Genomic DNA, 13,514 nt, shown 5'->3' with positions numbered 1-13,514 from the left:
TATGAAGAAAAGAAGTGTTATCGTTGCAATGCTCTGCAGTATGTGTCTGGCAGTCAGCACACCGATTCCTGCAATGGCAGATGCGTCAAAGGTAGTTACACTTGGAGCGGATCTTACTGACGAACAGAAAAATACAATGATGAACTATTTCAAGGCAGATGCGAGCCAGGTGCAGGTTATCAGTGTTACCAACCAGGATGAGCATGATCTGCTTGGCAAATATATCCCAAGTGAACAGATTGGAACGAGAACACTGAGCTGTGCCTATGTAAAACCTACACAGTCCGGCGGCATCAAGGTGCGTACAGCCAATCTGAATTATGTAACATGTAATATGATCGCAACAGCACTTTCTACAGCAGGAGTAACGAACTGTGAAGTTGTTGCCGCATGCCCGTATGAAGTATCCGGTACTGGTGCACTTACCGGTGTCATGAAAGCATACGAGTCTGCAAGTGGACAGGAACTGGATTCTACCAAGAAAGACCTTGCAGCCAAAGAAGTTGTAGTTACAGGTGATGTGGCTCAGCAGGTTGGACAGGATAATGCAACCAATATCATCAACCAGGCAAAGATGCAGATCATTGGTGACAATATTCAGAATGCAGATGAAATCTACAATATTGTATATAATATCGCTGAGCAGAATGGCGTAAGCTTAAGTCAGGATGAAATCGACACGATCGTATCACTGCTTCAGCAGATCGCACAGCAGAATTATGATATTCAGGAAATGAAAAAGACTCTTGCAAATATTCAGCAGAATCTGGAACAGAGCAAAGCAGAAGCAGAAGGGCAGCCTACACCAACTCCGATCGAGAGCGACGTTGCTGATGAAGGTACCGGTGAAGATATTACAACGAATGTAGACAGTGGTGCGCTTGGCGGAAATGTCAAAGAGACATCTACAGAGGATCCGGGACTTGCAGAGCAGACAGGTGCAGATACAAACAATGCAGGTGAGAGCAGTGACAGTTCCACAGGAATTCCGGATGCGACAGAAGACGGAACCGTAAATACAGATGGAAGTTCAGATGGAACTACAGAAGACACACCTCAGGAAAGCACAGACAGCAGTACAGATAACAGCAGCAGTGAAGAAATCCCAGCAGCAACAGAGGATGGAAGCACTGAAAATACAGATACTTCTGCAGATGGAACAACAGAAAATGCAGATGGTTCCACAGAAGGAACAGACGAAAACACAGATGCTTCTACAGAAGATACTCTGAATACAGAAACACTGACAGAAGAAGGCAAAGCAAAATTTGAGCAGGCACAGCAGTTCTGTAAGGGAGAATATGAGGGAGATCTTGCTGTACTTCAGAGCGTTGTACAGAATGTGACAGAACTTCCGGTAACACTTGATCAGGATGTGGCTTCCAAACTCAGCAAAAAAGTTCTGGAAACCTATATCAAAGTATTAAATGATGCAGGGGCTTCTTATGTACCGGCAGACACAGACAAATACTTCTCAGCTGAGCTGAACGTACTGGATAAAGAGCTGAAGACAGTCTTCAGTATTGATACAGAAATTGCAGATGATGATCTGCTTGTAAATGTAGATGCTGAAGTAAGACAGAAACTGTATGATGATACAATGAAGTTCTTTGCAAACCTTTATGGAGAAACTACATCGGAAGATACTTCCACAGATACCGCAGAAGCCGGAACTGACGAAAATACAGAAGCAAATTCTGAAGATGGAACTACAGAAGAAACTTACTAAAGATAAAAAACAGCGATGCAAGATGAGGATGTCTCCTTTGGGGAGGCATCCTTTTTGTCCCTTTAGAGGCAACTGTGCTGTGAAGAGATTGTGAAAAGCTGGAAATCCATATCTTTCTGTGCTAAAATAAAAAGAGTTTTTTATCTCAGATATAACTTTGAAAACCAAAAGAGAAGGATCCGAAAGGAGAAAAACTATGAGTCTTGCTGTGGTTACACTGAAAAAGGGAGAGGGCCGTCTTCTGAAATCAGGCGGAATGTGGATATTTGATAATGAAATTGCAACGATCATGGGCAGTTTTGTAAATGGAGATATTGTATTGATTCATGACTTTGACGGATATCCGCTGGGAAGAGGATTTATCAATACGAATTCTAAGATTACAGTCAGATTGCTGACAAGAGATGAAAATCAGAAAATTGATGAAGAATTTCTTGAGAAACGAGTGCGCGATGCATGGGAGTACAGAAAAAAAGTAACAGATACATCCAGCTGCCGCCTGATCTTCGGAGAGGCAGATTTTTTGCCCGGACTTGTTGTAGACAAATTTGAAGATGTTCTGGTCGTACAGTCACTGGCACTGGGAATTGACCGTCTGAAGAATACGATTCTGGAACTGCTCAAAAAAGTTCTGGCAGAAGACGGAATCCAGATTCGCGGTATTTATGAAAGAAGTGATGCAAAGGTCCGCAAACAGGAAGGAATGGAACTGTATAAAGGCTTTATCGGACCGGAATTTCCTACACTGGTTGAAATTGTGGAAAATGGTGTAAAATATCAGGTAGATATCAAAGACGGACAGAAAACAGGATTTTTCCTTGATCAGAAATACAACCGTCTTGCAATCCAGAAACTCTGCAAAGATGCAAGAGTACTGGACTGTTTCACACATACAGGTTCTTTTGCCCTGAATGCGGGAATCGCCGGAGCGAAAGAAGTTACAGGTGTGGATGCATCGCAGCTTGCTGTGGATCAGGCAACAGAAAATGCAAAATTAAACGGGCTGGATGACAAAGTAAAATTTATTTGCGAAGACGTATTTGAACTGCTCCCGAAACTGGAAGAAGAGGGAGAAAAATATGACGTGGTGATTCTGGATCCACCGGCATTTACCAAATCACGCAGTTCTGTCAAAAATGCAGTCAAGGGATACCGGGAAATCAATCTTCGCGGACTGAAACTGGTAAAGGACGGAGGATTCCTTGCGACCTGTTCCTGTTCCCATTTTATGGAATATGAACTGTTTACCAAAACGATCGGTCAGGCTGCCAGAAGCGCACATAAGAGACTGCGTCAGGTGGAATACAGAACACAGGCACCGGATCACCCGATTCTCTGGGCATCTGATGAATCTTATTATCTGAAATTCTATATCTTCCAGGTATGTGATGAGAAATAGTCGGATGAGCAGACAGAAAGAAGGACTTAAATGAGAGATAAATTTAATAAATTTATGCAAGGACGTTATGGAGTGGACGCATTTGCACGTTTCACAATGGGAGTTGCACTTGTAGCAATCATTATTTCTATCTTTTTCCCGGGTGGAAACAGAATTGGTGCATTATTTGACACGATAGGGCTTTTGGTGCTTTTATATACATACTATCGAATGTTGTCCAGAGATATTCAGAAGAGATATGCAGAAAATGAAAAATATCTTGCAGCAACAGCAAAATTCAGACAGAGATTTAACCGGGAAAAAAATATGATGAACCAGAGAAAGACCCATCATATTTATTCATGTCCGGGATGCGGTCAGAAGATCCGTATTCCAAAAGGCAAAGGCAAGATTGAAATCGAATGTCCGAAATGTCATACGAAATTTGTCAAAAGAAGCTGATAAACTGACAGAGAGGTATCTGTATGTTTGGGTATGTGGTGCTGAATAAGCCGGAAATTAAATTTAAAGATTTTGATATGTACCGTTCTTTTTACTGCGGACTGTGCAGGGAGCTGAGAGAGCGTTACGGGATAAGCGGGCAGATCACACTGAGCTATGATATGACATTTGTGATTCTTCTGCTCAGTGCGTTGTATGAGCCGCCGACCAGAAAAGGTACGACCAGATGTATTGTACATCCGGTACGTAAACAGACGGTACGGAAAAATGCCATAACAGAATACGGAGCAGATATGAATATCTTTCTGACTTACTATAAGTGTAAGGATGACTGGAATGACGAGAAAAAAATCTTAAGTCTTGCATATGGGAAGCTTCTGGAGAGTAAAGAGAAAAAAAGCGAACAGCAATGGAAGAAAAAAATCGATGTGATCATTTCCTGTTTGAATGAACTTTCAGAGATGGAACAGGAGGGAGAGACAGATATCGATCGTGTTTCGGGCTGTTTTGGAAGAATCATGGCAGAAATCTTTGCATACAGAGAAGATGTCTGGGAACCAACACTTCGCCGCATGGGATTTTATCTGGGTAAGTTTATTTACCTGATGGATGCCTACGATGATGTGGAAGATGATGTAAAAAAAGGAAATTACAACCCTTTTGCAAAAGATTATATAATAAAAGGGTTTGATGACAGGATAAAAAATATGTTGCTGCTAATGATGGCAGAAACCTGTCGGGAATTTGAAAAACTTCCTATTATAAAATATGCAGACATCCTGCGGAATATTTTATATTCCGGAGTATGGTGCAGATTTGAGAGTATATCGCGAAAGCGCAGGGAAGAGCGGGAGAAAGAAGATGTTTGATCCATACAGTGTGCTGGGTGTTTCGAGAGATGCATCTGATGATGAAATAAAGAAGGCATATCGTAAGCTGAGCCGTAAATATCATCCGGATGCTAATATCAACAATCCGAACAAAGCACAGGCAGAAGAAAAATTTAAAGAAGTCCAGCAGGCATATGAACAGATCATGAAAGAACGGGAATATGGTTCTTCAGGAAACTATAATTCATATGGTGGTTTTGGTGGCTTTGGTACACAGGGCCAGAATACGTATCAGGATGAAGAGGCAGTGCGCCGACAGGCTGCGGCAAATTATATCAACAGTCGACATTACAAAGAGGCAATGAATGTGCTTTCGTCGCTTCAGCAGAGAAACGGCCAGTGGTATTATCTGTCCGCAATGGCGAACATGGGACTGGGAAATAATGTAAATGCGTTAAATGATGCACGAAGTGCAGTAAATATGGAACCGGATAATATGCAGTACCGAATGTTGCTGCAGAGACTGGAAGGCGGAGGAACCTGGTATCAGGAACAACAGAATCCATTTGGAGGAATGCCAAGTGACGGAAGCGATTATTGTATGAAGCTTTGCCTGGCCAATCTGGCATGTAATCTTTGCTGTCCGGGTGGAATGTTCTGCTGCTGAGAAGAATCGTCAATAATGAAAAGAAATAACAGACCTTCTGGAATATCAATAAAATATTTTAGAAGGTTTTTTATAAAAAAATTGACAATTGTCGATTGGGATATTATGATAATGGGTGTGCTGTCATGCTAAAGCGATGTAGCGGCAAAGAACAGCATATGGGAAGCTGCTGTGAACAGAACAGTAACTACCGAAGTGAAATAACAGGAGGAAATCACAATGAGTATTCGTATTGGTATTTTAGGATATGGTAATCTTGGAAGAGGCGTAGAATGTGCAATTAAACATAATCCGGACATGGAACTGGTTGCAGTATTTACACGTCGTGATCCTGCAACTGTAAAAATTCTTACAGATTCAGCATCTGTTTACCATGTAGATGAAGCAGAAAAGATGAAAGATAAAATTGATGTTATGATTCTCTGCGGTGGAAGTGCAACAGATCTGCCGGTTCAGACACCGAAATATGCACAGTGGTTCAATGTGGTAGACAGTTTTGATACACATGCCAGAGTACCGGAACATTTCGCAAATGTTGACAAGGCAGCATCTGAAAGCAATCATGTAGGAATCATTTCTGTTGGCTGGGATCCGGGAATGTTCTCCCTGAACAGAATGTATGCAAACGCAATCCTTACAAATGGAAAGGATTATACATTCTGGGGCAAGGGTGTAAGCCAGGGACATTCCGATGCAATCCGTAGAATTGATGGAGTAAAAGATGGAAAACAGTACACAATTCCTGTAGAAGCTGCACTGGAAGCAGTCAGAAACGGAGAAAATCCGGAACTGACTACAAGACAGAAGCATACAAGAGAATGCTTCGTAGTAGCTGAGGAAGGTGCTGATCTTGCACGCATTGAAAATGAGATTAAGACAATGCCGAATTATTTTGATGAATATGATACAACAGTACATTTCATTTCTGAAGAAGAACTGAAACGTGATCACAGTGGAATTCCGCATGGTGGATTTGTGATCCGTACAGGCAAAACCGGCTGGAACGATGAGAACAGTCATGTGATCGAATACAGCCTGAAGCTGGATTCCAATCCGGAATTTACATCTTCCGTAATTGTTGCATATGCGAGAGCTGCATATCGCATGAGCCAGGAAGGACAGAAAGGATGCAAAACAGTATTTGATGTTGCACCGGCATATTTAAGTGCACTGGATGGCGCTGAACTGAGAAAACATCTTCTGTAATATATGAAATGAAATTGTAAAAAATAAGGATCGGGTTTTTACCCCGGTCCTTTTTGCGCTCCAGGAGGGGAATATATTGGCAGGTTTTTACTTTTTTATTGACGTTGTTACAAACATGATATATAATACCTACATAATATTGTAACAAGATTGTAAAAAATACGAATATTTATACTCGTAGAAAGAGGTTGACCGTATGGGAAAGGTGTGCAAAAAGTCATGGATCGCAGCCATATTTTTAGGAGTAATGCTTTTTGCTGCAGGCTTTGCGTTTCAGGCATCCACGGTAGATGCGCAGGCTGCTACAACTGGTTTTCGAACCGTAAAAGGAAAAACATACTATTATAAAAACGGAAAGAAAGTTAAGGGATGGCTTACTTTAAATGGAAAGAAATACTTCCTTAATACAAGGACAGGCGTCTTGCTGAAAGGCTGGCAGAGAAGTTCCAGAGGACCAAAGCGCTATTTTAATAAAAAAAATGGTGTTATGTATACCGGAATGAAAAAAATCGGCGGTAAATATTATTACTTCGATATCAAGACCGGCTACACGAAGAGGGGATTTGTAAGATCTGCCAATGGCGCAGTTGTCCGTTATTTCCAGCCCTCGAATTATACGATGGCAAAAGGCTGGCTGAAAAATGCAAAGGGGCAGAAGTGGTATTTTGCCAGCGATGGTAAGATGTATATGGGACTGAAAAAAATCGGCAAATATTATTATTATTTCAATCCAAGTACAGGAATTGCAGCCAGCGGTTATGTGAATACTGGAAATGAGACGAGATATTTCAATGCCAAATACAAAAGAATGGTTACCGGCTGGACAAAATCTGCCAAAGGAGAATTAAGATACTTTGGCAGCAATGGTGTTATGGCCAAGGGACTTGCAAAGGTTGGCAGCGCTACGTACTATTTTGATCCAAGTACAGGAATCGCAGCGGGCGGCTGGGTAACGATCAGTGGAAATAAATATTACTTTGACAAGAGTAGTTTCAAGATGGTTACAGGTACCAAGTCGATTGATGGTGTGACCTATACATTCAGCTCAACAGGTATTATGACCTATTCATCTGCAAATGACAGCAGTACGACAAGCAATACCTATTTTGCAAATGATCCGAAACCGGTTGAGCAGACCGGGATCAAAACGCTCAAGAATTATCTTGCCGGGGCATTGAAACCGGTTGGACAGGCATTGTATATCTGGGGCGGCGGTTGGTATGATTCCACAAGGATCGGTGTCAGCCCGACCTGGCAGAGCTTTTATCTCAGCCAGACAAGTAGTTATAACTATAATAATTATCGTGATCTGAGTACTGCAAACAGAGCAAAAGGACTTGACTGTTCTGGATTTGTAGGATGGGCAGCACAGCAGGTTATGAGAAATGGAAATAGTTATACGGTTGTATCAGGAGAAATCGGCAGTTATTATAAGAATACATTAAAATGGGGAACTTATGTGAACCAGAATTATCTGTCCAAAACAGGATGGAAAGTATATCCTGGTGATATCGGATATGATGATGGTCATACATGGATTATCCTCGGACAGTGTTCCGATAAGAGTGCCGTGATCGTTCATTCCACTCCGAATGCAGGATGCCAGATTGCAGGAACCTGTACACCGGATGGTGATTATGACAGCCAGGCAGTAGCTCTTGCAAATAAATACATGTCCAGATATGCAGGATTTAAGAAGTATACCTATCGTCCATCCTGCGGTAACTACATCCGAAGAGGAAATTATATGAGATGGTACAGCTCCACTCTTTCTGATCCGGATAACTTTAAGAACAAGACTGCAGATGTAATTCTTCAGGAATTGTTTGGATTTTAAATAAGAATGAAATGTTACGGAGAAGTTTCCAGACACGGGAACTTCTCCTTTCTTTTGCGGAGTTTTTAATAAATGTTACAAAATATTAAACTTTTTATCGATTTACTCTTGCAATCAAAAGAACCTTGTGTTAATATGTATAAGAACTTAAGAAAGATATTTCACAAATGTTACAAAATAGAGTTAAAATGATTATGAGGTGAGAAACATGAAAAAAAGAATTGTTTGCCTGACGTTGGCATTAATGATGACTGCAACACAGGTTGTCAGTGTAAGCGCGTCAAGAGAAGATGAACTGAGAGAGGAACAGGCAGCTACAAGCGCACAGCTTGATGCTACATATGCTCAGATTGATCAGCTCTACTCCGCTAAGCAGCAGTTACAGGATGAGATCAACTCCCTGGACGCAAATCTTGTGAATGTCATGGTTTCCATTCAGACCTTGGAAGGGGATATCAGTAATAAAGAAGCAGACATTCAGCAGACACAGGCTGACCTGCAGAAGGCACAGAATGCCAAAGACAAACAGTACGCAGCAATGAAACAGCGTATCCAGTATCTGTACGAAAAAGGTGGAAATGAAGCCTGGTTCCAGATGATGATGAGTGCAGATAATCTTTCTGATCTTCTTACAAAAGCTGAGTATACTCAGAAAATGTATGATTATGACAGACAGAGCCTTGAAAAATATGCAAACACAATTACACAGGTAACAAACCTTGGAAATCAGTATCAGCAGGAAAAAGCTGAACTGGAAGGTATGAAACAGGAATATGAAGCACAGTCTGTAGATCTTCAGAATCAGATTGATACAAAGAAAGCAAATTCTGCAGATTGTGATAATGAAATTGCATATGCACAGGAAATGGCAAATGAATATGCAAACCTGATTCAGGAACAGCAGGCAGAGATTGAGCAGCTTGAAGCAGAACGTATTGCAGCCGAAGAAGAGGCAAGACGTCAGGCAGAAGCTGAAGCGGCAGCTGCTGCAGCAGCCGAGGAAGAAGCTGCACAGCAGGAACAGGAAGATCAGACAGTATATGATGAAGATGGTAACGAAGTTGATGCTTCAGAAGCAGCAGAAAACGGAGATACTGTATATGACGAAGATGGAAACGAGGTTGATCCGAGCCAGACTACAACAGAAACAACTACAGAAGACAGTGGAAGCAGTGATGTAGAATATGATGAATATGGAAATGTGATTGACAGTGACAACACAGTTGATCCGGATACAGTAGATACTTCATCCAGCTCTTCAAGCTCCAGCAGTTCTTCATCCAGTGGTTCAGGATCTTCAATCGTAGATTATGCTACACAGTTTGTTGGAAACCCATATGTATGGGGTGGCACAAGTCTTACAGGTGGAGCTGACTGCTCTGGATTTACACAGAGTGTATATGCTCAGTTTGGCTACAGCCTTCCGAGAACATCTTATGAGCAGCAGAACTGGGGAACAGAAGTTTCTTATGCAGATGCTCAGCCAGGAGACCTGATCTGCTATGGTGGACATGTCGCAATCTACATGGGTAACGGACAGATCGTACATGCATCCAACTCCAGAGATGGTATTAAGATCAGCAACAACGCTGCTTACAGAACAATCCTGTCTGTAAGAAGACCTTCATAAATATGATTTTAGGGCAGTTCCTTCGGGAGCTGCTTTTTTTTCTTGACTTTTAAAAGAAAAAGTATTAATATGACTTAAAGCGCAACGGAGCACTTCATGGTTCCGTGCGCTCTTTTTTATTTAAACGTCAGGAGGAAACGAAAATGAGAAAGAGTAAAATGTGGAGAATGTTGACAGTAGCTGCAGTAGCTGCATCAATGACATGTGGGATTATAGGTGTACAGAGTGTAAGTGCGGATGATAAGAAAACTCTGAAAGTTGCAATGGAATGCGGATATGCTCCTTACAACTGGACACAGCCAGATGACTCCAATGGAGCAGTACAGATTTCCGGAAGTTCTGATTATGCGTATGGATATGATGTTATGATGGCAAAGAAAATTGCAGATGAATTAGGCTATGATCTTGAAATCGTAAAGCTTGACTGGGATTCTCTTGTACCGGCAGTACAGTCCGGTCAGGTTGACTGTGTTATTGCAGGACAGTCTATTACAAAAGAACGTCAGCAGATGGTTGATTTCACAGATCCATATTATTATGCATCCATCATCACTTTGGTTAAGAATGATGGAGATTACAAGGACGCAGCAAGCGTAGAAGACCTTAAAGGAGCTACAGTGACATCACAGCAGAATACGATCTGGTATGATTCCTGCCTGCCTCAGATTCCAGATACTGATATCCTTCCGGCACAGGAAAGTGCACCGGCAATGCTGGTTGCTCTTGAATCCGGCAAATGTGATGCAGTTGTCACTGACATGCCTACAGGAAAGGCTGCATGCGTAGCATATCCGGATTTCAAACTGCTGGACTTCAGTGGAACAGACGGAGCATTTGAAGTATCTGATGAAGATATCAATATTGGTATTTCAGTACAGAGGGGCAACGATGAACTTAAGGATGCAATCAATGGCGTGCTTAAAGATATGACCGAAGATGATTATAATAAAATGATGGATGAGGCTATTTCCGTACAGCCACTTTCAGAATCATAAAGGAGGAGCGAAATGCTGCCTGAGAGTTTTGGAGGAAGAATTATATATCTTCTTCAGCAATATGGTCCTTCTTTCCTGAAGGGAGCCGGTGTCAGCATGTGGCTGGCGCTGGTAGGAACACTTTTTGGATGTATCATTGGTTTTCTGGTTGGTATCGTTCAGACGATCCCGGTGGACAAAAATGATTCAACAGCCAAAAAAGTAATTATCAAAGTTGTCAAATTTATTATGGCCTGCTATGTGGAGTTCTTTCGTGGGACTCCAATGATGGCCCAGGCAATGTTTATTTATTTTGGAAGTGCCTATCTATTTAACATCAATATGTCTATGTGGTTTGCAGCAATCTTTATTGTATCGATCAACACAGGGGCATACATGGCAGAGACAGTTCGAGGTGGTATTCTTTCCATCGATCCCGGACAGACAGAAGGCGCCAAGGCAATCGGCATGACACATGTTCAGACGATGATAAATGTAATACTTCCGCAGGCCCTGCGAAATATCATGCCGCAGATCGGAAATAACCTGATCATCAATATCAAAGATACCTGTGTACTTTCAATCATTGGTACAGTAGAGCTCTTTTACACGACTAAAGGTGTTGCAGGAGCACTGTATACATATTTTGAGTCCTTCACAATTGCAATGGTTATCTATTTTATCATGACGTTTACCTGTTCCAGAATCCTGCGTGTGATCGAACACAAGATGGACGGACCGGATAATTATGATCTTGCAACCGCTGATACTCTGACACATACCAGCGGAATGTACTCTTATAAAGAAAGGAAGGACAGCAGAGAATGAGTGAGACAATTCTGAAAGTACAGCATCTGGGAAAATCTTTTGGAAATAATGAGATTCTGAAAGATATCGATTTCTCAGTGAAGCCGAAGGATGTTACCTGTATCATTGGCCCTTCCGGTTCCGGTAAATCCACGCTGCTGCGTTGCATGAATCTTCTGGAAACACCTTCCTCAGGAGAGATAAGATACCATGGAACGAACATCATGGATAAGCATGTGAATGTGCCGGAATATCGTTCAAAGGTTGGTATGGTGTTTCAGAACTTTAACCTGTTCAATAACATGACAGTTCTTAAAAACTGCACGGTGGGGCAGGAGAAAGTCCTGAAAAAGAGCAAGGAAGAAGCCCATAAAAACGCAATGATGTATCTTGAGAAGGTTGGTATGGCTCCATATATCAATGCAAAGCCGAAGCAGCTTTCCGGAGGTCAGAAGCAGAGGGTAGCAATTGCCAGAGCGCTTGCCATGGAACCGGAGATCCTGCTCTTTGATGAGCCTACTTCAGCACTCGACCCGCAGATGGTCGGAGAAGTCCTTGAGGTTATGCGAACGCTTGCCAAAGACGGACTGACAATGATCATTGTCACACATGAGATGGCATTTGCCCGGGATGTGGCAAAGCATGTAATCTTTATGGGTAATGGAGTTATTGTAGAAGAGGGAACTTCACAGCAGATCTTTGAAGATCCACAAAATGAGATGACGAAGGAATTTTTGAGTCGTTTCAGAAATGCATGATGCCGGGAATTGCCCGGTGCCCGCCTGTTTGGCAAACAAAACGCTGCATTAAGTGAATTAAAATTCATTTTTTGCAGCGTTTTTGTTATGTATAAAAAATATCAGATTTCAATGAGAAGGCTCAGTTGTTTTTCGATTGATCAGAATTGGAGGAATAATCTTGTGAACCGGCTCAGAAGACAGAGCCGGTTTTCTTTTGTGTCTTTCTGTAATCTGTTCATGCAGGATTTTCATGGCAGATGCGGCAATCTTGTCAATCTGCTGTCCGACAGTACTGATCGGAACAATAGCTTCTCTGGAAACTGGAGAATCATCAAAACCAATGATCTTGTAGTCATCTGGAAGCTGTCCATACTTTTGAATCAGATGATTGAGCATGATGTTGGCAAATGTATCGTTTGGAAGAAAAATTCCCTTTGTTTTGCCTTGATATTTAGAATCAATTGTTTCCAGCAAATCTTTGAGAATCAGAGAACTTTCTTCATAACTGTGGCCGGTATCTGTGAGAATCAGTTCATGTGGAATCTGATATTCTTCACAGATATCAGAAAAGCCTTTTATACGTCCATAGGATGGAACCTGTGGAGATAATTCAACATTGATATGGATCAGAATATCTGCTCCAGTCTTTGCAAGCAGACTGGTTGCCTGCACCGCACCCATATAGTTATCCGTATTGACACTGCTCACAAACTGATCTTCACGCTCGATCGTTACAATTGGGAGATTGTAGGAGGCGAGCTCTCTGGAAGGAATGGTATGGCTTAAAATAACCATTCCTTCTATTTTATAAGAAAGAAGTTCCTGAATATACTCGCGTTCAGTTGATTTATGATCATCACCGGTAAAAACAAGAAATTTGTAGCCATAGGTATCATAAGTTTTCAGTATCTGGTTTAGCATTTCAGAATAGTAATGTAAATAAAGGTTTGGAATGATAACACCGATAAATTCGGTTTTCCCGTTTGCCAGGATCCTGGCAACTTTATTCTCCTGATAGTTTAGTTTATCAAGTGCATCCGAGATAATCTGCTGATTCTTCAATGTGAGGGAATCAGGATTGTTGAAATATCTGGAAACAGTGGTTTTTGAGAAACCAGTATATTTGGCAATGTCATTGAAGGTTATATTTTTTTTGCCCATGGTAGTTTCCTTTCAGTAAAACTCAGTAATAATTGTAGTTTTAGTATAACAGAAAAAGAGAGTCAGAACAAGGTTAACCAGTAACAGAATTGG

The 13,514-nt window shown here is 41.6% G+C and carries 12 protein-coding genes; 11 read left to right on the top strand and 1 reads right to left on the bottom strand.

Features of this window, described 5'->3' with window-relative positions; genetic code table 11:
• Position 1: 1 nt before the first annotated feature.
• From NQ503_RS13785 to NQ503_RS13735, 11 genes are all read left to right on the top strand, one after another.
• The gene (locus tag NQ503_RS13785) at positions 2-1,729 is read left to right on the top strand and encodes a DUF1002 domain-containing protein (RefSeq protein ID WP_044926195.1); all 1,728 of its coding nucleotides are present in this window, start codon (positions 2-4) and stop codon (positions 1,727-1,729) included.
• A 196-nt stretch (positions 1,730-1,925) separates the two neighbouring features.
• Positions 1,926-3,128, top strand: a complete 1,203-nt coding sequence (locus tag NQ503_RS13780; protein WP_005427803.1) for a class I SAM-dependent rRNA methyltransferase — start codon at positions 1,926-1,928, stop codon at positions 3,126-3,128.
• Between the two features lie 30 nt (positions 3,129-3,158).
• A complete protein-coding gene (locus tag NQ503_RS13775) occupies positions 3,159-3,569 on the top strand; it encodes a hypothetical protein (protein ID WP_022389235.1) in 411 nt (136 codons plus the stop codon).
• Positions 3,570-3,592: 23 nt separating this feature from the next.
• Positions 3,593-4,438: a DUF5685 family protein gene (locus tag NQ503_RS13770; protein WP_005427795.1), complete on the top strand. Its 846-nt coding sequence runs from the start codon at positions 3,593-3,595 to the stop codon at positions 4,436-4,438.
• Entirely contained in the window at positions 4,431-5,066 is a 636-nt protein-coding gene (locus NQ503_RS13765; RefSeq protein WP_005427794.1) for a J domain-containing protein, read from the top strand. The genes NQ503_RS13770 and NQ503_RS13765 overlap by 8 nt, the downstream gene beginning before the upstream one ends.
• A gap of 219 nt (positions 5,067-5,285) precedes the next feature.
• Positions 5,286-6,272, top strand: coding sequence for a diaminopimelate dehydrogenase (locus tag NQ503_RS13760; protein ID WP_005427792.1), 987 nt, complete (start codon positions 5,286-5,288; stop codon positions 6,270-6,272).
• A gap of 196 nt (positions 6,273-6,468) precedes the next feature.
• On the top strand, positions 6,469-8,109 hold the full coding sequence (locus tag NQ503_RS13755) for an N-acetylmuramoyl-L-alanine amidase family protein (protein ID WP_256147221.1): 1,641 nt from the start codon (positions 6,469-6,471) through the stop codon (positions 8,107-8,109).
• Between the two features lie 208 nt (positions 8,110-8,317).
• Positions 8,318-9,739: a C40 family peptidase gene (locus tag NQ503_RS13750; RefSeq protein ID WP_005427784.1), complete on the top strand. Its 1,422-nt coding sequence runs from the start codon at positions 8,318-8,320 to the stop codon at positions 9,737-9,739.
• A 197-nt stretch (positions 9,740-9,936) separates the two neighbouring features.
• Entirely contained in the window at positions 9,937-10,734 is a 798-nt protein-coding gene (locus tag NQ503_RS13745; RefSeq protein WP_422666792.1) for a transporter substrate-binding domain-containing protein, read from the top strand.
• Positions 10,735-10,749: 15 nt separating this feature from the next.
• On the top strand, positions 10,750-11,541 hold the full coding sequence (locus tag NQ503_RS13740; protein ID WP_171030228.1) for an amino acid ABC transporter permease: 792 nt from the start codon (positions 10,750-10,752) through the stop codon (positions 11,539-11,541).
• On the top strand, positions 11,538-12,278 hold the full coding sequence (locus tag NQ503_RS13735) for an amino acid ABC transporter ATP-binding protein (protein ID WP_005427770.1): 741 nt from the start codon (positions 11,538-11,540) through the stop codon (positions 12,276-12,278). The genes NQ503_RS13740 and NQ503_RS13735 overlap by 4 nt, the downstream gene beginning before the upstream one ends.
• A gap of 108 nt (positions 12,279-12,386) precedes the next feature.
• Here the strand turns inward: NQ503_RS13735 and NQ503_RS13730 are convergent, their stop codons facing one another.
• Complete coding sequence (locus NQ503_RS13730) at positions 12,387-13,421, bottom strand: LacI family DNA-binding transcriptional regulator (protein ID WP_005427768.1); 1,035 nt, start codon at positions 13,419-13,421, stop codon at positions 12,387-12,389.
• Between the last annotated feature and the right edge of the window lie 93 nt (positions 13,422-13,514).

Origin of the sequence: Blautia obeum ATCC 29174 (assembly GCF_025147765.1) — a bacterium.
Lineage (GTDB): Bacteria > Bacillota > Clostridia > Lachnospirales > Lachnospiraceae > Blautia_A > Blautia_A obeum.
This window is presented reverse-complemented; position numbering and strand designations above follow the sequence as displayed.

Coding starts and splice junctions, on each gene's coding strand:
- NQ503_RS13730 (WP_005427768.1), bottom strand. CDS start 13,421: ATGGGCAAAAAAAATATAACCTTCAATGACATTGCCAAATATACTGGT.
- NQ503_RS13755 (WP_256147221.1), top strand. CDS start 6,469: ATGGGAAAGGTGTGCAAAAAGTCATGGATCGCAGCCATATTTTTAGGA.
- NQ503_RS13765 (WP_005427794.1), top strand. CDS start 4,431: ATGTTTGATCCATACAGTGTGCTGGGTGTTTCGAGAGATGCATCTGAT.
- NQ503_RS13735 (WP_005427770.1), top strand. CDS start 11,538: ATGAGTGAGACAATTCTGAAAGTACAGCATCTGGGAAAATCTTTTGGA.
- NQ503_RS13750 (WP_005427784.1), top strand. CDS start 8,318: ATGAAAAAAAGAATTGTTTGCCTGACGTTGGCATTAATGATGACTGCA.
- NQ503_RS13785 (WP_044926195.1), top strand. CDS start 2: ATGAAGAAAAGAAGTGTTATCGTTGCAATGCTCTGCAGTATGTGTCTG.
- NQ503_RS13770 (WP_005427795.1), top strand. CDS start 3,593: ATGTTTGGGTATGTGGTGCTGAATAAGCCGGAAATTAAATTTAAAGAT.
- NQ503_RS13760 (WP_005427792.1), top strand. CDS start 5,286: ATGAGTATTCGTATTGGTATTTTAGGATATGGTAATCTTGGAAGAGGC.
- NQ503_RS13745 (WP_422666792.1), top strand. CDS start 9,937: ATGACATGTGGGATTATAGGTGTACAGAGTGTAAGTGCGGATGATAAG.
- NQ503_RS13775 (WP_022389235.1), top strand. CDS start 3,159: ATGAGAGATAAATTTAATAAATTTATGCAAGGACGTTATGGAGTGGAC.
- NQ503_RS13780 (WP_005427803.1), top strand. CDS start 1,926: ATGAGTCTTGCTGTGGTTACACTGAAAAAGGGAGAGGGCCGTCTTCTG.